General features: G+C 71.2%; 22 protein-coding genes. 7 read left to right on the top strand and 15 right to left on the bottom strand.

From position 1 onward, the window contains the following. Nucleotides 1-70: 70 nt before the first annotated feature. The gene (locus ACFVAJ_RS04305) at nucleotides 71-550 is read right to left on the bottom strand and encodes a DNA alkylation repair protein (RefSeq protein ID WP_376941570.1); all 480 of its coding nucleotides are present in this window, start codon (nucleotides 548-550) and stop codon (nucleotides 71-73) included. Nucleotides 551-624: 74 nt separating this feature from the next. Between ACFVAJ_RS04305 and ACFVAJ_RS04300 the strand changes: the two genes are divergently transcribed. Continuing rightward, nucleotides 625-2,163 carry an MFS transporter gene (locus tag ACFVAJ_RS04300; RefSeq protein ID WP_376941569.1) on the top strand — a complete coding sequence of 513 codons (1,539 nt, stop codon included), beginning with the start codon at nucleotides 625-627 and terminating at the stop codon, nucleotides 2,161-2,163. Nucleotides 2,164-2,200: 37 nt separating this feature from the next. Here ACFVAJ_RS04300 and ACFVAJ_RS04295 read toward each other — a convergent pair whose 3' ends face one another. The 4 genes from ACFVAJ_RS04295 to ACFVAJ_RS04280 all read right to left on the bottom strand — a co-directional run bounded on the left by ACFVAJ_RS04295 (nucleotide 2,201) and on the right by ACFVAJ_RS04280 (nucleotide 5,750). Continuing rightward, nucleotides 2,201-3,646 carry an APC family permease gene (locus ACFVAJ_RS04295; protein WP_376941568.1) on the bottom strand — a complete coding sequence of 482 codons (1,446 nt, stop codon included), beginning with the start codon at nucleotides 3,644-3,646 and terminating at the stop codon, nucleotides 2,201-2,203. A gap of 143 nt (nucleotides 3,647-3,789) precedes the next feature. Beyond that, on the bottom strand, nucleotides 3,790-4,377 hold the full coding sequence (locus tag ACFVAJ_RS04290) for a CPBP family intramembrane glutamic endopeptidase (protein WP_376941567.1): 588 nt from the start codon (nucleotides 4,375-4,377) through the stop codon (nucleotides 3,790-3,792). A 259-nt stretch (nucleotides 4,378-4,636) separates the two neighbouring features. Next, entirely contained in the window at nucleotides 4,637-5,314 is a 678-nt protein-coding gene (locus ACFVAJ_RS04285; RefSeq protein ID WP_376941566.1) for an SRPBCC domain-containing protein, read from the bottom strand. A 16-nt stretch (nucleotides 5,315-5,330) separates the two neighbouring features. Then, nucleotides 5,331-5,750, bottom strand: a complete 420-nt coding sequence (locus ACFVAJ_RS04280) for an ArsR/SmtB family transcription factor (RefSeq protein WP_376941565.1) — start codon at nucleotides 5,748-5,750, stop codon at nucleotides 5,331-5,333. Nucleotides 5,751-5,840: 90 nt separating this feature from the next. On the opposite strand from ACFVAJ_RS04280, the gene ACFVAJ_RS04275 reads away from it, so the two are divergent. Continuing rightward, the gene (locus ACFVAJ_RS04275; protein ID WP_376941564.1) at nucleotides 5,841-6,632 is read left to right on the top strand and encodes a hypothetical protein; all 792 of its coding nucleotides are present in this window, start codon (nucleotides 5,841-5,843) and stop codon (nucleotides 6,630-6,632) included. Nucleotides 6,633-6,758: 126 nt separating this feature from the next. Further along, nucleotides 6,759-7,241 (top strand): hypothetical protein, encoded by a 483-nt coding sequence (locus tag ACFVAJ_RS04270; protein ID WP_376941563.1) that lies wholly within the window; start codon nucleotides 6,759-6,761, stop codon nucleotides 7,239-7,241. Nucleotides 7,242-7,255: 14 nt separating this feature from the next. Here the strand turns inward: ACFVAJ_RS04270 and ACFVAJ_RS04265 are convergent, their stop codons facing one another. After that, entirely contained in the window at nucleotides 7,256-7,663 is a 408-nt protein-coding gene (locus tag ACFVAJ_RS04265; RefSeq protein WP_376941562.1) for a VOC family protein, read from the bottom strand. Nucleotides 7,664-7,753: 90 nt separating this feature from the next. Continuing rightward, a complete protein-coding gene (locus ACFVAJ_RS04260) occupies nucleotides 7,754-8,095 on the bottom strand; it encodes a RidA family protein (protein WP_376941561.1) in 342 nt (113 codons plus the stop codon). Nucleotides 8,096-8,214: 119 nt separating this feature from the next. Here ACFVAJ_RS04260 and ACFVAJ_RS04255 point away from each other — a divergent pair, with 119 nt between their 5' ends. After that, nucleotides 8,215-8,700 (top strand): nucleoside deaminase, encoded by a 486-nt coding sequence (locus ACFVAJ_RS04255; protein WP_376941560.1) that lies wholly within the window; start codon nucleotides 8,215-8,217, stop codon nucleotides 8,698-8,700. A gap of 9 nt (nucleotides 8,701-8,709) precedes the next feature. Here ACFVAJ_RS04255 and ACFVAJ_RS04250 read toward each other — a convergent pair whose 3' ends face one another. Then, nucleotides 8,710-10,461: an L-aspartate oxidase gene (locus tag ACFVAJ_RS04250; RefSeq protein ID WP_376941559.1), complete on the bottom strand. Its 1,752-nt coding sequence runs from the start codon at nucleotides 10,459-10,461 to the stop codon at nucleotides 8,710-8,712. Nucleotides 10,462-10,538: 77 nt separating this feature from the next. On the opposite strand from ACFVAJ_RS04250, the gene ACFVAJ_RS04245 reads away from it, so the two are divergent. Further along, entirely contained in the window at nucleotides 10,539-11,528 is a 990-nt protein-coding gene (locus tag ACFVAJ_RS04245; RefSeq protein WP_376941558.1) for a LysR family transcriptional regulator, read from the top strand. On the opposite strand, the gene ACFVAJ_RS04240 is transcribed toward ACFVAJ_RS04245, so the two are convergent. Together ACFVAJ_RS04240 and ACFVAJ_RS04235 are read right to left on the bottom strand one after the other, a co-directional pair. Further along, nucleotides 11,468-12,406 carry a DUF1214 domain-containing protein gene (locus tag ACFVAJ_RS04240; protein ID WP_376941557.1) on the bottom strand — a complete coding sequence of 313 codons (939 nt, stop codon included), beginning with the start codon at nucleotides 12,404-12,406 and terminating at the stop codon, nucleotides 11,468-11,470. The two genes, ACFVAJ_RS04245 and ACFVAJ_RS04240, sit on opposite strands and share 61 nt — an antisense overlap. 105 nt (nucleotides 12,407-12,511) lie before the next feature. Next, nucleotides 12,512-13,321: an SDR family oxidoreductase gene (locus tag ACFVAJ_RS04235; RefSeq protein WP_376941556.1), complete on the bottom strand. Its 810-nt coding sequence runs from the start codon at nucleotides 13,319-13,321 to the stop codon at nucleotides 12,512-12,514. Nucleotides 13,322-13,393: 72 nt separating this feature from the next. Between ACFVAJ_RS04235 and ACFVAJ_RS04230 the strand changes: the two genes are divergently transcribed. Both ACFVAJ_RS04230 and ACFVAJ_RS04225 read left to right on the top strand, forming a co-directional pair. Continuing rightward, nucleotides 13,394-14,026 carry a TetR/AcrR family transcriptional regulator gene (locus ACFVAJ_RS04230; RefSeq protein WP_376941555.1) on the top strand — a complete coding sequence of 211 codons (633 nt, stop codon included), beginning with the start codon at nucleotides 13,394-13,396 and terminating at the stop codon, nucleotides 14,024-14,026. Between the two features lie 33 nt (nucleotides 14,027-14,059). Continuing rightward, nucleotides 14,060-14,803, top strand: coding sequence for a formylglycine-generating enzyme family protein (locus tag ACFVAJ_RS04225; protein ID WP_376941554.1), 744 nt, complete (start codon nucleotides 14,060-14,062; stop codon nucleotides 14,801-14,803). 13 nt (nucleotides 14,804-14,816) lie between these two features. Here ACFVAJ_RS04225 and ACFVAJ_RS04220 read toward each other — a convergent pair whose 3' ends face one another. The 5 genes from ACFVAJ_RS04220 to ACFVAJ_RS04200 are packed head-to-tail and all read right to left on the bottom strand — an operon-like array spanning nucleotide 14,817 to nucleotide 19,738. Then, nucleotides 14,817-16,010: a serine hydrolase domain-containing protein gene (locus ACFVAJ_RS04220; RefSeq protein WP_376941553.1), complete on the bottom strand. Its 1,194-nt coding sequence runs from the start codon at nucleotides 16,008-16,010 to the stop codon at nucleotides 14,817-14,819. Beyond that, the gene (locus ACFVAJ_RS04215; protein WP_376941552.1) at nucleotides 16,007-16,840 is read right to left on the bottom strand and encodes an ATP-binding cassette domain-containing protein; all 834 of its coding nucleotides are present in this window, start codon (nucleotides 16,838-16,840) and stop codon (nucleotides 16,007-16,009) included. Before ACFVAJ_RS04215 ends, ACFVAJ_RS04220 begins: the two co-directional genes overlap by 4 nt. Next, nucleotides 16,837-17,835: an ABC transporter ATP-binding protein gene (locus ACFVAJ_RS04210; protein ID WP_376941551.1), complete on the bottom strand. Its 999-nt coding sequence runs from the start codon at nucleotides 17,833-17,835 to the stop codon at nucleotides 16,837-16,839. Before ACFVAJ_RS04210 ends, ACFVAJ_RS04215 begins: the two co-directional genes overlap by 4 nt. Beyond that, nucleotides 17,832-18,725: an ABC transporter permease gene (locus ACFVAJ_RS04205; RefSeq protein WP_376941550.1), complete on the bottom strand. Its 894-nt coding sequence runs from the start codon at nucleotides 18,723-18,725 to the stop codon at nucleotides 17,832-17,834. Before ACFVAJ_RS04205 ends, ACFVAJ_RS04210 begins: the two co-directional genes overlap by 4 nt. Then, on the bottom strand, nucleotides 18,722-19,738 hold the full coding sequence (locus ACFVAJ_RS04200; protein WP_376941549.1) for an ABC transporter permease: 1,017 nt from the start codon (nucleotides 19,736-19,738) through the stop codon (nucleotides 18,722-18,724). The genes ACFVAJ_RS04205 and ACFVAJ_RS04200 overlap by 4 nt, the downstream gene beginning before the upstream one ends. Nucleotides 19,739-19,784: the final 46 nt, after the last annotated feature.

The following is a 19,784-nucleotide window of genomic DNA, read 5'->3' as shown; positions in this document are numbered from 1 at the left end:
GACCCTCCCCGTTCGACGAAGTCTGGCATACGCGCGTCGCCGCAGGCGAGGGGCGGATTCCCCGTGGCGGTCAGGCTCCGCCCATTCCCTCGCGAGCCGCTCTGCGCAGCGCAGGCGACGGATCGGCGGCCCAGCGGGCGAGCACGCCGTCGGCGCGGCGACGGGCGCCGGTGCCGAGCCCGCCGATGAGCGGTCGCAGCACGTCGGCGATGAGGGGGTCGACGAGGGCGTCGACGGATGCCTCGCGAAGGAACCCCTCGACGCGGGTGAGGTCGCCGTTGCCGAGCATCCGCACGTTGCGCTGCAGCAGCACGACGGCAGCGAGGCGCCGCTCGAAGACCGGCACCGACCAGAGCTCGGAGGCGAGCGCCGTGATCGCATCGTGGTCGAGCCCGCGGTAGCGGTTGCCCACGTCGCGGATCGTGCCGCGCACCGGGCCGACCGAGGCACCGTAGGAGTCGAGCCCGAGCTGCTCGCGCACGTCGTCGGCGCGGTACTCGTCGCCCTCGTACCGCAGCGTGCGGTCGACGAAGTCGGCGGGTTCGGTCACGTTTCCATTCTCGGGCCCGACGGCGTTGCGCGCGCCTCTTGTCCACGGCCTCCGCCCGGTGGTAGGAACGGCGCATGGGGGAAACGGTGGAGGTCGCCGGCTCCGCCGCGACGGTTGCGGCCAAGCGCGCGGCGCTCGCCGCGCTGATCGCGACGTGCGTGTCGGCGCTGGTGGTCAATGCGAACACGTCGGCGGTGTCGATCCTGATCCCGGCGATCTCAGCCGACACGGGGACGCCGACCGACACGCTGCAATGGGCGGTGACCGGGTACTCGCTCGTGGGCGCGGCCGTGATCGTCACGTCGGGCTCGCTCGGCGACGTGTTCGGCAGGCGTCGCATCTTCTTCTGGGGCCTCGTGCTCTTCATCGCGTCGTGCGTGCTCATCGCCCTGTCGCAAGAGGGCGTCGGCGTCATCGCGGGCCGATGCATCCAGGGCGCGGCCGGAGCGACGATCCTCGCGTGCGGCATGAGCCTCCTCTCGGCGGCCAACACCGGCAAGGAGCAGTTGCGCGCGGTCACGCTGTGGGGCGCGGCATCCGCGGTGGGCGCGGCGGCGGGCCCGCTCGTGGGTGGTTTGCTCGCCTCGACGCTCGGCTGGCAGGGCCTGTTCTGGATCGACGCCGCGATCGCCGCGGTGTGCATCCCGATCACCCTCATCGGCGTGAAGGAGTCCTCGGACCCGTCGAAGCCGCGCTCGATCGATCTCGTCGGTTCCGTGCTCATCGCCGCGACGCTGGCGCCCCTCATTTTCGCGCTCACGAACGGTACCGCGTGGGGCTGGCTCTCCTGGCAGACGATCGGATGCTTCGCCATCACCGTCGCCGCGGCCATCGGGTTCGTCGTCGTCGAACGCCGCGTCGCCGCACCGCTGCTCGACCTGAAGCTGCTGCGCAACGCGGTGCTCGTGGGCGCGACGCTCTCGATCCTGCTCGGCTCGGGCACCGTGAACGGCATCATGTACGTCGTCAGCCTCTACTTCCAGAACCCGGCCGCGCTCGAGATGGACGCCTTCCAGGCGGGGCTCGCGACGCTCCCGGTCGCGGCCGCGGCCGTCGTGCTCTCACCGCTCATCACGCCCATCGTGGGTCGCATCGGCGTTCGCGTGACGATCGTGCTCGGCTTCGTGATCATGTCGGCGTCGTTCGCGGTGCTCGCGTTCGTCACCGAGTCGTGGGGGTACGGCATGTTCGTGCTGCCGCTCGTCGGCGTCGCCGCGGGCATGAGCCTGCAGAACGGCCCGTGCTCGTCGCTGTCGACCTCGAGCGTCGAGCCGCGCGAGGTCGGGGCGGCATCGGGCGTGTCGAACATGGCGCGCTACGTGGGCGCGGCGGTGATGACGGCGATCGTCGCGTCGGTCTACAGCGGAGTCAACGCCCGACAGCTCGCCGACGGCGCCTCGGACTCCGCCGCCCTCGCGCAGGCGTTCTCGTGGTCGTCGATCTCGATGGGCATCTGGTGCGTGCTCGGCATCGGGCTCGTCTTCCTCGTCGCGCGTCGCGTGCGCCGCAACTCGGGTCAGTTCGAGGCCGTGGCGGCCGCGGCGTCGTTCTCGCACACGATCGTGCCGCCCGAGCCGGTCGCGGCGGAGACGACGAGCGGCGACCCGCGCTGACCGCACCGGTCGTCGTGAGCCGCCGCTGCGGCATCCGCTACTTGTCGTTCGAAGCGCCCTCTGCGGCGTCGAGGAGCGCGCGGTCCTCGGCGAGCAGTGCGTCGGCGCCCTCGTCGCCCTCGGCGATGACCTCGTCCTCCTCGAGCGACATGCGCAGCTTGCGACGGAAGAACCGCGTCATCACGAGGAGCGAGACGAGGCCGACGGCGAGCCAGATGAGGCCGTACATCATCGCCTCGCCGCTGAGGTTCACCCAGAGCAGCACGGTGAGCACGACGCCGATGACGGGCAGCAGGATGTTGCGCACGATCTGCCCCGCGGTCTTCACCTCGCGGCGGCGCACCGCGAAGTGCAGGATCACCGTGACGTTCACGACCGTGAACGCGATGAGCGCACCGAAGTTGATGAGCGAGAACACGAAGTCGAGGTCGGCGACGGCAGCGAAGAGCGAGACGATGCCGACGAACACGATCGCGACCGCCGGAGTCTGGAACCTCGGGTGCACGTACGACATCCGCCGGCCGATCGGGCCCGAGCTGTTGCGGCCCATGACGTAGAGCATGCGCGAGACGCTCGCGTGCGAGGCGAGGCTCGACGCGGCGACCGCCGCGACGGCCGCCGCGACGAACAGGATCTGGAAGAGCATGCCGCCGACCGAGAACGCGAGCTCGGGGAGCGCGGTGCCTTCGGTGAGTCCCTCGACGCTGGGGAAGAGCGACTGGGCGAACCACCCTGCGACGAAGAACAGCGCCCCGCCGATCAGCAGCGAGAGCACGATCGCCTTCGGCACGGTGTTCGCGTCCTTCGCCTCCTCGGTGTACATCGTGATCGCGTCGAACCCGATGAACGAGAAGCAGACGATCGTGGCCGCACTGATGACCGTCGCGATCTGCACGTTCGCGTGGTACAGCGGTTCGATGCTGAGCGGCGTGCCATTGCCGGCACCCGCGTTGAGCGCACCCCACGCGAGGCCGATGAACACGACGATGAGCACGACCTGGAAGATGAGGAGCGTGGCGTTCACACGCGAGGTCGAGGTGATGCTCCACAAGTTCAGGAGCGTGATGAGGGCGACGTAGCCGCCGACCCACACCCAGCCCGAGATGTCGGGGAAGAACGCCTCGAAGTACTGGCGCAGCAGCAGCGCGTTCACGAGCGGCAGCAGCAGGTAGTCGAGCAGAGCCGTCCAGCCGACGAGGAAGCCGAAGTTCGGGTGGATCGTCTCAGAAGCGTAGGTGTAGGCGGAGCCCGCCGACGGGTAGACGCGGGTCATCCGGCCGTAGCTGATCGCGGTGAACAGCATGACGACGAGCGCGAAGAGATAGGCGAGCGGCACCACGCCGCCGCTCTCATCCGAGACGTAGCCGAAGGTGTCGAACACCGTCATGGGCGTCATGTAGCCGAGGCCGAGGCCGACGATGGCCCAGAGTCCGAGCGAGCGCCGGAGCTTCGTGGGGTGGGCTGCGAGAGCGGGGGAGGTCATGCGTGGTTCCTGTCGTCGCCATTGATCGAGCGGACAGACACTACGCTACGCCGACGAAGGGCGTGCTTGCCGCGGCGGCCAATTCGCGAGACGCGATTGGACATCCTGTCCAGCGAGCGTCCCGCGAGGTGCGAGCGGCCGAGTCAGCCCATCATTCCGTACGCTCCGGCGGTCGCGACGAGGTTCGACGCCGCGTGCACGACGATCGAGGGGGCGGTACGGCGGGTCGCCATCGCGAGGGTTCCGAAGACGATGCCCGCGAACAACGTGGACGCTGCGAGGCTCACCCCGTTGACGCCGCCGATGATCTGCGGAAGATGGAGCGAGCAGAAGATCACCGCTGTGATGAGCACCGCGCCGTTCGTCGCCCGGACGCTGCGGTCGGGGTCGGGCCACTCGCCGTCGAACCATCGCTTCAGCGAGGGCTGCAGCATGCCGCGGAAGACGACCTCCTCGATGAACGGGGCAGCGACCACCGCCAGGACGAGCTCGGGCAGCCACACCATCGGCTCGGGGGAGACGACCACGTTCGTCTCGAGCCCGCCGGGGTCGCCGAAGATCATCAGGGCGATGAACACGACGATCGGCTCGATGTACCAGATCGCCGCGAAGGCGAGCGGGATGCCGAGCAGGTCGATCCAGCGGAAGCTCAGCCCGTAGTCGCGGATGACGTTGCCGGTGCCCCACCTCCGCGACACGACGACGATCCATCCGGTGATGAGCACCGGCATGGCGAGCGCGGATGCCAGCCAGACCGGGTAGCTCCACGACTCGGAGGGGATGAGCGCCGGGAGGAAGATGCAGGCGACGAAGATCCCGACGCCGATGCATGCATGCAGAAGGCCCCATCGGGTGGCTGCTGGGGTCGCTCGAGCGCGGGTGTCGACGGCGTCTACATCGATGAACGTAGCGGAAGAGACGGCGCGATGACGACGCCTGGATGCGACGGGGGCGACCGGTGCCCGAGCGGCGCCGCCGTGCGGCCGGGGATCACCCCATCGCGGGTGGCGGCAGCTCTCCGGTGTAGGTGCCGTAGGTGCGGTCGGCGGCACCCCTCGCCACCTCCGCATCGACCCCGTCGAGCTGCTGCGCCGCGGCCCAGGCGTCGGCCGAGCGCCGCATGAAGGCCTTGCCCTCGTCGGTGACGACCCAGGCAGCGGCCTCTTCGGGGGCGATCCCGTCGTCGCCTCCGCCGAAGTGGAGGGCGAGCCCGAGCAGGCCCTGGTCCCACCCGATACCGGTCGCCGACGGGCCGAACTGCTCCCACATGCCCTCGGGCAGGCTCGCCGCCGACGCGACGTTCTCGAGCTCGAGGCGAGTGGACGAGGCATCCACTTCGGTGAGGCGGATGCTCACGAGCGCCGGTTCGCCGGCGCCCATGCCCCAGGTGATCGTGTAGCCGGCCGTGCCGCCGTTCGGCGGGTCGCAGCTGCGGATCTCGCCGCCGGCGTTGCCTTCGAGCTGGTACCGGCCGCCGAGCCGGAGGTCGCCCGAGACCGGCAGGAACCAGCGGGGGATCCGCTCGGCCGAGGTCACGGCGTCCCACACGTCGTCGATGGGGGAGGGGTAGGTCTGTGCGAGCTGCTGCACGTACGACAGCGCTCCGTCGACCTCCTTCGTCTCGATGCTGCGCGAGACCGCGTCGATCTGCGCGTTCACGTCAACCATGTCGGTGCTCCTTCGTTCACTCGTCGTGCGGATCGCTTCGAGCGTCGTCCGCGGGTTCGTCGTGCGGTCGGGCCGGCGGGGATGCCGCGGGCGCCTGTTCTTCGGCCGCCTTTCGTTGCGCCAGCCGGCCGCGCGCGAGCTCGGTGCCGAGGGCATCGAGCTTCGGCTGCCAGAACCGGCGGAACGTGTCGAACCAGGCGTCGGCCTGCGCCAGCGGTTCGGGGTCGACGGCGTAGAGCCGCCGCGCCCCGTCGGGTCGCACCGTCACGAAGCCCGACTCTCGCAGCACCCGCAGGTGCTGCGAGACCGCGGGCTGCGAGATGCCGAACTCGGCCTGGATGACTCGACCGACGTCGCCGGCGGGCGCTTCGCCGTCGGCGATCAGCTCGAGGATGCGGCGTCGCACCGGATCTCCGAGGACATCGAGCGCGTGCATGCGACCATGATTGCATCGTGGCTTATATAAGTCAATGGTTAATGGGTGTCCGAATCCGGCGCCCCGCACCCGCGTAGCATTGACGGTGTCATGAGCAGCATGGTGCATGCGCGGATCGTGACGATCTCACTGGCGGCGCTGGCCGCAGCGATGTTCGCCGGGTGCACCGGCGCGTCGCAGCCGGCCGAAGAGCGCAGTCTCCCCGAGGGGAGCGACGCCGTCGAGCTCGACCCCGCGCAGTTCACGACCGACATCGACAACCCCTATTGGCCGATGGAGCCCGGCACCCGGTGGACCTATCGCGAGACGGATCCCGATGGGGAGCTCACCGTCGAGGTGACGGTCACCTCCGAGACGCGCGAGATCGCGAACGGCATCGAGGCGAGGGTCGTGCGCGACACCGTCCGTCGCGGCGACGAACTCGTCGAGGACACCTTCGACTGGTACGCGCAGGACGAGGCCGGTGCGATCTGGTACTTGGGCGAGGACACGGCCGAGTTCGAGGACGGCGAGATCGTCTCGACGGAGGGGAGCTTCGAGGCCGGCGTCGACGGTGCGCTTCCCGGCATCATCATGCCCGCCGACCCTCGCCCGGGCATGGAGTACCGGCAGGAGTACCTCGCGGGCGAAGCGGAGGACCAGGGTGCGGTGCTCGGTACGGAGGAACTCGTCGAAGTGCCGTACGGGGCGTTCACCGGCGCACTGCTGACCCGCGACACGACCCCGCTCGAACCCGACGTCGAGGAGCTCAAGTTCTACGCACGCGACGTCGGGCCGGTACTGACGGTGTCCGTCTCGGGCGGCGCCGGTCGCGAAGAGCTCGTCTCGGTGACGACGGTGCCGGACGGCACCGCGACCGGGCCGCTCGGATCGCCTGACTGACGGGGCTCGTAGAGGCTCAGGCCTCAGGGAAGCGGGTCGAGTCGGCACATCAGCCCGTACGCACCGGCGGTCGCGATGAGGCTCACGCCGTCGACTGATGTCGGCGGCACCCGATAGCGTCCGGCCATGAGCGCAACGGATTTCGACTTCCTCCTCGGCGACTGGTCGGTGCATCACCGGCGGCTGACCGATTCACTCGATCCCGACTGCACGACCTGGGTCGAGTTCGAGAGCATCGCCGAGGTCGAGGGCATCCTCGGCGGCCTCGGCAATGCCGACCAGACTCGCGGCACGCTCGCCGACGGCACGGCCTTCGACGGTTACTCCTTGCGCCTCTACTCGCCCGAGACCGACGAGTGGGCGATCTGGTGGGCATCGGCCTCGCGCCCCGGAGTGCTCGACGACCCCGTGCGCGGCCGATTCGTCGACGGCGTCGGCACGTTCATCGGCCCCGCGGAGTACCGGGGCATCGAATTCCTCGCTCGATTCCGCTGGCTCGACACCGATGGTCCGAACCCCGTCTGGGAGCAGGACTTCTCATTCGATGAGGGTGACAGCTGGGCGCCCGTCAACTGGCGGATGGTGCACACGCGGCGAGGGCCGGCCTAGGCCGAGCATCGGCCTCAGCCCGCGACGGGCTCCTTCGGCGGGTTGAACATGAACTCGAAGCGGATGCCGTTGTCGTCCTCGACGAACGCCGCGTAGTAGCGCTCGTTGAAGCGCGGGTACGGCTTCGGGTCGCGCACCGAGGTCCATCCTGCCTCGACGGCGATCGCGTGCAGCCGGTCGACCTCATCGCGCGAGCCGATGGGGAACGCGAGGTGCTGCCAGCCGATGCGGCCGTGGCGGTGCGGTCCGGTTCCGGGCTCGCGGGCCGGGAAGAGGATCAGCTCCTCCTCGCCGAGGTTCCAGGAGACGCTGTCGTCGGCGTCGTTGCGGGTGCAGCCGAGCGCCTGCATCACGGGGTCGAACTGGGCGATCGAGCGGGGCAGGTCCTCGACACTGAGCCCGAGGTGGTCGAAAAGCGGCATCCGGTCATCCTCGCGTGCGGTTTCGAGGCCCGTCAAGTCGGGTGCGAGAAGGGGCCGGATGCCGGCATCCGGCCCTTTCTCCGCGACCGCTCAGATCGCGGCGATGACCGCGAACTCGACGAAGTAGTCGGGGGTGGCGAGCTTCGCCTCGACGGTGGCGCGGGCGGGCGGGTTCGCGCCGTCGACCCAGGCGTCCCAGACGGAGTTCATGTCGGCGAAGCTCGCGATGTCGGCGAGGTAGATGGTGACGCTCAAGAGCTTCGACTTGTCGCTGCCGACGCTCGCGAGCAGCTCGTCGACGCGCGCCAGCGCAGCCTGGCTCTGCTCGACGACGGTGGCGCCCTCGGCCACCTGGCCGGCGAGGTAGACGGTGTCGCCGTGGACGACGGCCTGGCTCATGCGGGGGCCGGGCTGGATGCGCTGAATGCTCACGAGGATCTCCTGTTGCGATCGGGGGATGGAGGTCAGGCTATCGGCCCGCGGGGCCGGCTCCGGATGCCTCGCGGCGGGCGCCGCTCGCCTTCGGCACCCGCTCGCGCCAAGCTGGAGGTATGACGATCTCCGACGCAGACCTCGTCCACCTCCGCCGCGCGGTCGAGCTCGCGCGTGAAGCGCTCGCCGGGGGCGACGGCCCGTTCGGTTCGGTGCTCGTCGACCCGGCCGGCGTCGAACGGTTCGCCGACCACAACCGGGAGACGAGCACCGGCGACCCGACGCGGCATCCCGAGTTCGAGATCGCCCGCTGGGCGGCGGTGCACCTCACCGCCGAGGAGCGGTCCGCGTCCACGGTGTACACCTCGGGCGAGCACTGCCCGATGTGCTCGGCGGCGCACGCCTGGGCTGGACTCGGCCGCATCGTGTACGTCGCCTCGGCCGAGCAGATCGCGGCGTGGCGCCGCGATCTCGGCGCCCCGGCGTCGCCGGTCGCCGCGCTGGCGATCGCGAGGGTCGCGCCCGGCCTTGCCGTCGAGGGGCCGGTCGACGAACTCGTGCCCGAGGTGCGGGTGCTCGTCGAGCGCGCGGCCCGTTCCGCGTAGCGGCGCCCGCTACTCGACGAGCTTGCCCGCCACCGAGACCTCCTCGCGCATGAGGGCCGCGATCTCCTCGGGGATCGGCGGGATCGATTCGCGCGTCACGCCGGTCGCGGGGGACCAGACGAGGTTCACCTGCAGCGAGGCATCCGTCTCGGGGTAGTCGCTGCGGTTGTGGCAGCCGCGGGTCTCGCGGCGCTCGAGCGCCGCCTCGAGCGTCGCGCGGGCCGCCAGCGCCGCCGACCTGAGGTCGAAGGCGTGCGCGAGGTCCTGGTAACCGGCGATGTCGGGGTGCACGCCGAGGTCGGCCATGCGTGCCTCGATCGCGTCGAGCTCGGCGAGCCCGGCGGTGAGGCCCTGCTCGTCGCGCACGACGCCGGCGTGCTCGGTCATCGTGTCGCGGATGGCCCGCTGGAGGGCGCGGACGTTCTCGGTGCCGTCGGCGGTGAGCAGCGCGTCGATCTCGTCGCGAGCGACGGCCACCGCGGCGGCCGAGCGGCGCTGCGCCGGGAGGCCGCGCGAGTACTCGATCGCCGCCTGTCCCACGATGCGGCCGAAGACGAGCAGCTCGATGAGCGAGTTGCCGCCCAGGCGGTTCGCGCCGTGCAGACCGCTGGATGCCTCGCCGATGGCATAGAGCCCGGGAACGTCGGTGCCGTGGTCGTCGGGGCGCACCCACACGCCGCCCATCGAGTAGTGCGCGGTGGGTGCGATCTCGATCGGCTGCTTCGTGATGTCGAGCATCTGCAGCTCGAGCATGGTCTGGTACACCCGGGGGAGCCGCTGCATGATCGTCTCGCGGGGCAGGTGCGAGACATCGAGCCAGACACCGCCATCGGGGGTGCCGCGACCCTCCTTGATCTCGGTGTAGCAGGCGAGGGCGACGCGGTCGCGCGTCGACAGCTCGAGGCGCTCGGGGTCGTACTTGTGCATGAAGCGCTCGCCGAGGCCGTTGGTGAGGATGCCGCCCTCGCCGCGCGCGGCCTCGCTGATCAGGGTGCCGGCCGCGTTCTCGGGCTCGATGATGCCCGAGGGGTGGAACTGCACGAGCTCGGGGTCGCGAACCCGTCCGCCCGCTTCGACGGCGAGGCGCCACGAGTCGCCGGTGTTCTCGTCACGCCGCGACGAGGTGCGCCGCCAGATGCGGTTGTGGCCGCCCGCGGCGAGGATGACCGCGTCGGCGTGGATGAGGTAGCGCGTGCCGTCCTCGACGTCGAAGCCGTAGGCGCCGAACACCGCGCCGTCGTCGTTCACGAGGATGCGGGTGACGTAGACGGTGTCGAGCACCGGGATGTCGAGCTGCGCGGCTCGGTTGACGAGCGTGCGCTGGATCTCGAGTCCGGTGTAGTCGCCCGCGAAGGCCGTGCGGCGGTAGGTGTGCGCGCCGAAGAAGCGCTGCGAGATGCGGCCGTCGGCCTCGCGTGCGAACGGCATGCCGTAGCGCTCGAGGTCGTCGATGCCGCGGGCGGCGCCCTTCGTCACGGTCTCGACCGTGCGCGGGTCGGCGAGGAGGTAACTCTCCTTCAGGGTGTCGGCGGCGTGCTGCTGCCAGCTGTCGTCGGCGTCCATGGTCGCGAGGGCGGCGTTGATGCCGCCGGCGGCGAGCGAGGTGTGGGCGTCGTGCTTGGGGCGCTTGCCGAGGGCGAGCACGTCGACGCCGGCTTCGGCGAGTTCGATGGCGGCGCGCAGACCCGAGCCGCCGGTGCCGATCACGAGCACGGTGGTGGAGATCTGACGCTCGGGAAGGGGGGTGCCTGAGGTGGTCATGCGTTCCACGGTAGGTTCGCTGCTCTGATTACTCCAATGCATCATTCGACTGGTAATGATGCGCGTAGGCTATGAATATGAACCTCGAGCAGTTGCGCAGCTTCGTCGAGGTGGCCCGGTTCGGCAACTTCACCCGAGCCGCCGAGGAGCTCTTCCTCGCCCAGCCCTCGCTGAGCCGCCAGATCGCCGCGCTCGAGCAGGATCTCGGCGCCGAACTGTTCCACCGAGCCCGCGGCGGCAGCACCCTCACGGTCGCCGGCGAGTCGTTGCTGCCGCTCGCGCGCCGCATGCTCGCCGACGCCGAATCGGTGCGGCGCGAGCTCGCCGAACTCGCCGGCCTCGAGCGCGGGCGCGTGCGGCTCGGCGCCACGCCCACGCTCTGCATCAGCCTCGTCGCCGAGGTGCTCAGCGCGTTTCACGCGGAGCATCCGGGCATCGAGCTGCACCTCTCGGAGCGCGGTTCGCGTCGCCTTCTCGACGAGCTCGCCGCCGGCGAGCTCGACCTCGCGTTGATCACCACCTCGGATGCCTCGTCGGCCGAGCGGCTCACCGTGACGCCGCTGCTCGTGGAGGAGCTCGTCGTCATCTCCTCGGCCGGGGCGCCGCCGATCACGACGCGCGACCGCATCGATCTCGGCGAGGTCGCGGCCCTGCCGCAGATCGTCTTCAGCTCGAGCTACGACCTGCGCGCCGCGACCGACGCCGCGTTCGGCGCCGCCGGGCTCACGCCCGAGGTCGTGCTCGAGGGCGCCGAGATGGACGCGGTGCTGCGATTCGTCGAACGCGGACTCGGCGTCGCGATCGTGCCCGCGATGGTGCTCATCGACCGGCCGGGCCTGCGCTCGGTGCGGCTCGACGCCGCGGCGCTCGCCCGCACCATCAGCCTCGCCCGCCCGGTGGGCGTCGCGCCGACCGCGGCCGTCGAGGTGATGCAGCGCACGATCGCGGCGACGGCGGTCGGCTTCGCGGCGCGCGCCGGCGCGACCATGCGGGGCGCCGCCGACGATTACGCGTCGAGCACCGGGAACGACCAGCGACCCTCGAGGATCTCGGCGCGCGGGCGGTAGAGCCGCACCAGGTAGTTCCAGCCCTCGGTGATCGGGATCGCGTTCGGCGTGCCGGCGGGGTAGTCGCCGAAACGGACGGTGATGGTGCCGTCGCCGTTGCGGGTGCCCGTGATGTTGTTGATCGTGTATGCGCCGCGATCGTTCGGCTCGAAGAAGCCGTCGGCGTTGTACACCGAGATCGACCAGAACCCGTCGACGGGGACGTCGCCGACCGTCAGCTCGTACCGGCCCACCGGGAGCCGCGGGTCGACGCCGATGTAGTTCGCCTCCGAGGTGGGGAGCCCGCCCCAGCCCGCGGCGGTGCCGATGAGGTGGCGGACGGGGTCGACCTCGTCCTGCGCGCCGAACGTGTGATCGAACCCGCTCAGGTTGCGGGCCAGCGCGAGCAGAGCATCTCGCGTCTCGTCGAGGGTCTCCGTGTCGTAGTCGGGCATCGCGAAGGGGGCCGACGAGCCGGCCGTCAGCGTGATCCGATCCTGGAGCGCGACGACCTCGGCCAGGTCGTCGGCGTCGGCGGGATCGACGAGGGTGCGCACCGCGAGCACCACATGGGGAGTGCCGAACTGCTCGAGGGTCAGCCGGTGCTCGCCCGCGTCGTGGAAGATCTCGTTGATGTAGTGCTTCTCGTTGACGACCATCGCCGAGAGGTACCGATCCCCGTGCTCCGGGATGGTGAAGGTGGCGCCCTCGGTGATGTCGACCACCGCGAAGCTGTACAGGGTGTCGCGGTTCAGCCGGATGACCGTCTGCTTGTCGATGTCGGCGGGGGCCCGGTTGTGGAGGAAGCGGTTGACGCCTCCTGAGTTCTCCTGGAGGTCCCGCATCATGCGGTGGGTTTCGGCGAGCGCGAAGTTATCGACGTTGACGTGGATGGCCATTCGACGATCCTGCCAGCCGGAGCGGAGGATCCCCGGGGGACACGACGACGAGGGGGCGGATGCCATGTGGCATCCGCCCCCTCGTCGCCGGCCTGCGGCTGCCGCTCAGGCCGCGGGCGTCGGGTCGTTCCACGACCAGATGTCGTCGCCGCGCAGCGTCGCGTCGGCGCCCCCGTCGCAGTAGATCGTCTGGCCGGCCATGTGCGTGTTCTCGGCGCTCGTGAGCCAGACGAGGAGGTTCGCGATCGACTCGGCGGGCTGGTGGTAGTTGAGCGGCATCGGCACGGCGGCGTCGACCATCGCGAGCCCCTCGGGGTTGTCGAGGAGCGCGGCGGTCATCGGGGTGATGACGGTGCCGGGGGCGACGGCGTTCAGCGGAATGCCGGAGCCGGCCCAGGCCTCGCCGACCGACTCGCGGCGTACCCAGCGAGAGAGCGCGCGCTTCGAGGATGGGTACACGAGGTAGCCCACTTCGGGTCCCTGCTCGGCGAGCTTCGCCGCGGCGGCGAGGGCCGCGGGCTCATCGCCCGCGAGGCCGGCCTCGACGAGCTCGGGAGCGACCGGCTGCAGCGAGGCCATCGAGGAGACGACGGCGGCGCGCGGGGCCGAGGAGGCGCGCAGGGCGGGCAGCAGCCCTTCGAGCACGGCGGTGACGCCGAAGAAGTTGACCGACATCGTGACGGGGGCGGGGGCCGAGATGCCGGCGCACGCGATGACGCCGTCGACGACGCCGCCCGAGAGCTCGAGCACGCGCGCGACCGCCGCGTCGCGGCCCTCGGACGTCGACAGGTCGGCCTCGACGTCGGCGTCGCGGAGGTCGACGCCGATCACGGTCGCGCCCTGCTCGAGGAGCGCGCGCTTCGTCGCGGCGCCGATGCCCGAGGCGGAGCCGGTCACGACGTACTTGCGGGTCATGGTGTGTTTCCTTCCCATTCGCGGAGCGAGGTTTATATTTGACACACTACGTCAAAAACATCGGAGGTGGCTGTGGACACCACATCGGCTGAGGACGCGGCACCCGAGGCACCGACCCGTGGCCGCGGGCGGCCGAGCATCGTCGACGGCGATGCGGTCGCCGAAGCGGCCTTCGCCCTCTGGTCGGAGCGCGGCTACGCGGCGACCGGCTGGAAGGAGCTGGGCGATGCCACCGGGGTGAGCACGCGCACGCTCATGCGCCACTACGGCACCCGCGATCGCATCGCCTGGGGTGAGGTCGAGTCGGCGAACGACCGGCTCGCGCGATCGATCGCCGAAATGAGCCCAGAGACGCCGGCCGCCGAAGCCGTGCGTCGGGCGATCGTCGCCTCGGTCTCGCACGACGTGCATGTGCGGCGCAGCGCGTCGGCCTGGTTCCGCCTGATCGCGAGCGAGCCCGAACTCGCCGCCACCGCCGCGGCCGCCGACCGCGCCTGGACGGGGCGGCTCGCCGAGTTCCTCGGCAGCCGGCTGCCTGGCGCGTCGGCCGGCACGTGCCGGGCGCTCGCCGCGGCCATGCAGGCGGCGACGTTCGCCGCGCTCACGGGCTGGGTCGAGGCGGGCGCCGAGGGCGACCCCGCCGACGCCGTCGCGCAGACACTCGCCTGGATCGAGCTCGCCGAGCCCCAGGTCGACTCCGACTGACCCGTGGCACCCTGCCCGTGCGAGACTGCACGGATGACCGACATCGAGCTCGCACGCATCGAGGCGGGCACCGTCACGCTGCACGACGCGCGTCGCAAGGTGCGCTGGAGCGTGGAGCTCGAATCGTTCGAGATCGGCGTCTACCCCGTCACGCAGGCACAGCTCGGCGAACTGCTCGGAGAGACCGCTGAGCATCCGCGACGGCCGGCGAGCGACGTCAGCTGGCTGCGCGCCGTGCGGTTCTGCAACGCGGCCTCCGAGTGGGAGGGCCTCGACCCGGCGTACTCGTTCGACGGCGAGGAGGTGACCTGGCACGTCGACGCCGACGGCTTCCGGCTGCCCACCGAGGCGGAGTGGGAGTTCGCCTGCCGTGCCGGCTCGACCGGCCCGCACTACGGGCCGCTCGACGAGGTCGCGTGGACGGGAGCCGACGGGGTCGGTGCGCCGCAGCCGGTCGGAGGCCGGCTGCCGAATCTCAACGGCCTGTTCGACACCCTCGGCAACGTGTGGGAGTGGTGCTGGGACCTGCTCGACCCCGCCCGCTACGACGACTACCGCGTGTTCCGGGGCGGCGGCTTCGCCGACGACGCGTGGAACGTGCGCGCCTCGACCCGGCGAGGCGGTGCCCCGCGCATGCACCACGAGGACGTCGGCTTCCGGGTCGCCCGCGGCGGCTTCGACGCGACGGATGCCGCGCAGGGCTGGTCGGCCGCGGCCGACCGCGAGCGCGCCGACGTCGGCGGACCGCTGCCGCCCGGGTGGACCCCGCGGCGCTGAGCCGTCGGGACGGTCAGCGGCCCGCCGCGTCGCAGAGATCGCGGAAGAGCTCGGCGTGCACCCGGTTCCACTGCTCGGTGACGGGCTCGGGCCACGACGAGAACTTGGCCACCACGACCCCGGTCGACGGGTCGACCCAGATGAACTGGCCGTGGATGCCCACCGCGTAGTAGTCGCCGCGTGCGCTCCCCGTGATCCACCACTGATTCGAGTACGCCCCACCGGGATGCACCCGCTGGAACACCGTGCCGCTCGCCGCGTCGGGATCACCGCCGTCGCGCGTGCGACGCACCCACTCGGGCGACACCACCGGCTCGCCGCCCAGGACTCCCTCGCCGAGCATCAGTTCGCCGACCCGCGCGAGGTCGCGCGCGGTGCACGAGATGCCGCCGTTCGCGAAGCCGAACCCACCCTGATCGACGGTGATGCTCGCGTCGTGCTCGCAGCCGAGCCGCGACCACAGACGCTGCGACACCGCGTCGGGGTACCGCAGGCCGGTCGCGCTCTCGACCACCCAGGCGAGCACGTCGGTGCCGGCGGAGCAGTACTTGAACCGCTCGCCGTGCCGTCCGCCGCCGCGCAGCGTTGCGAGGAAGGTGTACGTGTCGGCGGGGTCATCGGCGAGGCGGGGCCGCCAGCCGGCGACGCGATCCTGGGCCTGCACGTGCGAGGCCGGGTTGCGGTAGTCCTCGTCATAGTCGACGTCGACGGTCATGTCGAGCACCTGCTGGATGGTCGCGTCGCCGTAGGCGCTCCCCGCGAGGGCCGGCACGTACTCGTCGACCCGTCGACCGAGCTCGAGGCGACCGTCGTCGACGAGGGTGCCGACCGTGAGCCCGCAGATCGACTTCGACACGCTCATCAGCAGGTGCGGCGTCTCGGGCCCGATGCCCTCGCGGTAGTGGTCGGCGACCACGCGACCGTCGCGCACGACGACGAGCGCATCGGTGTAGCTCGCCTCGAGCCGGGCGGCCAGATCGGGCAGCTGGTCGAGGAGCGCGTCGAGCCCGGCGCGATCGCGGCCGGGGAGCGGCGCCGCGCTGCGGGGGATCGGCGCGGTCGGCACGAGCTCGGCGACATGGGCGAACGCCCAGCGGTTGTGCGGAGCATCCTGCCAGGTCTCGAGGCTCGGCTCGCCGGGCTCGGCGCCCGGGAATCGCGGCGGGTGAGCGTCGCGGGCGACGCCCGCGGGCAGCAGGGAGGTCATGACAGGATCCTGTTCTCGTTCGGGGCGGTCGGAGCGACGGGGGGCGCCGAGAGGTCGATCGCCCCCGGCGTCTCGGGCATGGCCGCGAGGAGGCGCTGCGTGTACTCGTGCCGCGGGTTCACGAGCACCTCCATGGCGGGGCCGACCTCGACGAGGCGGCCGGCGCGCATGACGCCCGCCGTGTCGCTCATGTAGCGCACGACGTCGAGGTCGTGCGAGATGAGCAGGTAGCTGAGCGAGTGCTCCCGGCGCAGCTCCTGCAGGAGATTCAGCACCTGGGCCTGCACCGAGACGTCGAGTGCGCTCGTGGGCTCGTCGAGCACGAGCAGCTTCGGCCGGGTCGCGAGCGCCCGTGCGATGCCGACCCGCTGGCACTGCCCGCCCGAGAGCTGGTGCGGCAGACGCTCGGCGTGCGCGCGGGCGAGCCCCACCTCGTCGAGCAGCGCACGCGCCTGCTCCACGAGGGCGCGGCCGCGCAACCGCGTGTGGGTGCGCAGCGGCTCGGCGATCGACTGCTCGACGGTGAGTCGGGGGTTGAGGGCGGCGACCGGGTTCTGGAACACCATGCCGGTGCGTGCCCGGAGTTCGCGCAGCGCACGTCCGCGCAGTGCACCGATCGGCTCGCCGTCGATGCGGGAGCCGCCCGAGCTCGGTTCGATGAGCCGCAGCGCGCATCGGGCCACGGTGCTCTTGCCCGATCCGGATTCGCCGACGAGTCCGAACGTGGTGCCCGCCTCGACCTCGAACGAGACGCCGTCGACGGCGCGCACCTCGCCGCCGTGCGCGCGGTAGACCTTCACGATCTCGTCGACGTGCAGCATGGCCGTCATCCGATGACCTCCTCGGCGACGCGGAGGCACGCCGCCTCGTGCAGCGGTGCGGTGGGCTCGAGCACGGGGTCGACCTCGGCGCACCGGTCGACGGCGACCGGGCAGCGATCGCGGAACGAGCAGCCCGAGAGTGCCAGCAGGTTGCCGGGCACGGCGCCGCGGATGGCCTCGAGCGGTTGTCCCGGCCGGTGGCGCGCGGGAAGGGCGCCGAGCAGCCCCTGCGTGTACGGATGCACCGGTGAGCGCAGCACCGCTCCCGTCGGTCCGGACTCGACGACGCGGCCGGCGTAGAGCACCGCGATGCGATCGCAGATCTCGCGCACGATGCCGAGGTTGTGGGTGATGAGCAGCACGCCGAAGCCGAAGCGGTCGCGGAGGGCGAGCACGAGTTCGAGGATCTGCTTCGCGATCGTCACGTCGAGCGCGGTCGTGGGTTCGTCGAGGATGAGCAGGCGCGGTTCGCAGAGCAGCGCCATCGCGATCATGGCGCGCTGCAGCATGCCGCCCGAGAGCTCGTGCGGATAGCTGCGGAAGACCCGTTCGGGGTCGGGCAGCCCGACCTGCTCGAGGTACTGCACGATGTGCGCCTTCGCGGCGACGCGACCGAGGGGGCGACCGTCGACGCGGCGATGGCGGGCGACGACGTCGCGCATCTGCCGGCCGAGCGTGAACACCGGGTTGAACGCGGTGCCGGGGTTCTGGAACACGATCGAGATCGCGTCGCCCCGGGCGGCCCCCGTCCCGTCGAAGGGCTGCTCGACGCCGTCGAGCAGGATGCGTCCCGAGGGCACGGCGCCCTTCGGCAGTAGCCCCAGCACGGCGAGCCCGGTGAGGCTCTTTCCGCACCCGGTCTCGCCGACGATGCCGACGACCTCGCCTGGCGCGATGGCGAGGGTGATGCCGCGCACGGGCCGGTTGGTGACGGCGCCGCGCTCCGCGAAGGCGACCTCGAGGTCGTCGATGAGGAGGAGATCGGTCGTCGCTTTGCCGTTCATCGCTTCACCTGCCTGGGATCGAAGAAGTCGCGCAGCGAGTCGCCGAGCAGGTTGAAGCCGAGCACGGTGACGAAGATCGCGAGGCCGGGGAAGGTCGAGATCCACCACGCGGTGAAGATCTGCCCGCGCCCCTCGGCGACCATGAGGCCCCAGTCGGGCGCCGGCGGCTGGGCGCCGAGCCCGATGAACGCGAGCGAGCCGGCGGCGAGCACGACGCTGCCGATGTCGACCGTGGCCTGCACGAGCACCGGGGTCATGCAGTTGCGCAGGATGTGCCGCGGCAGGATGCGCCAGGCGGGCACCCCGATCGACCTCGCGGCCTCGACGAACGGCCGGTCGCGGAGCGAGCGCGCCTCAGCACGGACGAGCCGCGCGTACCAGGGCCACCAGCAGATGGCGAGCGCGAGCCCCGCGTTGGTGAGGCTCGGACCGAGGATCGCGACCGTGACCATGGCGAGCAGCAGCGGGGGGAAGGCCTGGAAGACCTCGGTGATCCGCATGAGGACCTCGTCGAGCCATCCGCCCCGATAGCCCGCGATCGCGCCGAGCGGAATACCGATGAGCGCGGCGATCGCGACGACGAACAGCGAGATCGTGAGCGCCGGACGGGCGCCGATGATCACCCGGCTCAGGACGTCGCGGCCGAGCTGGTCGGTGCCGAACCAGTGCTCGGGGCTCGGGGCGAGGCCGCGGGTGCCGACGCTCGTCTCGCCGTAGCCCTGAGCGGGGTACGGGGCGAGCCACGGGCCGAAGACGGCGAGCACGACGACGAGCACGATGAGGGCGAGGCCGAGGGCGGCGAGCCGGTCGGTGCGCAGCACCCGGCCGATGCGGCTGAGGGCGCCGCCGCCCATCGGCACGTAGGCGGGGAGCGCGGTCGTGGCGGTCATGCGAGCGTCACCCGCGGGTCGAGCCGGGCCTGGACGAGGTCGACGACGAGGTTCGCGATGAGGTAGCCGGCGGCGCCGAGCAGGGTGATCGCCATGATGGCCGGGTAGTCGACGGCGAGCATGGCGTTCGCGGCGAATTGGCCGATGCCGGGCCAGTTGAAGACCACCTCGACGAAGAAGGTGCCGGTGAGCGCGTAGGCGGCGGCGAGGCCGATGACCGTCATCGTCGGCGGCAGCGCGTTCTTCAGCGCCAGCCGCCATCGGATGAACGCATCGCGCAGTCCGTAGGCGCTCGCCGTGAAGACGTAGTCCTGGCCGAGCACCTCGAGCATCGATGCGCGGGTCATCCTGGCGATGAGGCCGAGCGGGTACGCGGCCAGCGTGATCGCCGGCAGCACGAGGTGCGCGAGTCCGTCGCTGTAGGCGACCCAGTTGCCCGTGATGAGGCTGTCGAAGAGCGGGAACCCGGTGACCGGGGTGATCGGGGCGAGGTACTCGACCTCGGTGCTGAACTGCCCGGTCGCGGGCAGCAGCTGCAGCCGGCCGACGAAGAGCACCTGCAGCAGCAGCCCGAGCCAGAACGCCGGCATCGAGACGCCGCCGATGGCGAGGAACCGGATCGCGCCGTCGAGCGCCCTGCCGGGTCGCTTGGCGGCGACGACCCCGAGCACGATGCCGACGACGACGGCGATGAGCATCGCGGCGAAGAGCAGTTCGAGGGTCGCGGGGAGGCGGGTGGCGAGCTCGTCGAGCACGGGGCGCTTGGTCGCGAGCGAGTCGCCCCAGTCGCCCGTCACGAGGCCGCCGAGGTAGGCGAAGTACTGCACGACGATCGGCTGGTCGAAGCCCAGCTTCTCCCTGATGCGGGCGAGCTCTTCGGGCGGGGCCTTCGGGCCGGCGTAGACGACCGCCGGGTCGGCCGGGATGACGCGCGAGAGCACGAACACGATGAGCGTGAGCACGAAGAGCACGAGCACCGCGGTTCCGAGCCGGCCGGCGAGGAAGCGCAACATGGATGACTCCAGGGTCGAGGGGAGGGTCGGCCGGGCGGACGCAGTA

This window comes from Agromyces sp. NPDC057679, from assembly GCF_042799635.1.
Taxonomy (GTDB): Bacteria; Actinomycetota; Actinomycetes; order Actinomycetales; family Microbacteriaceae; genus Agromyces.
Note: the sequence above shows the minus strand (reverse complement) of the source record. Positions and strands in the feature narration are given on the sequence as shown.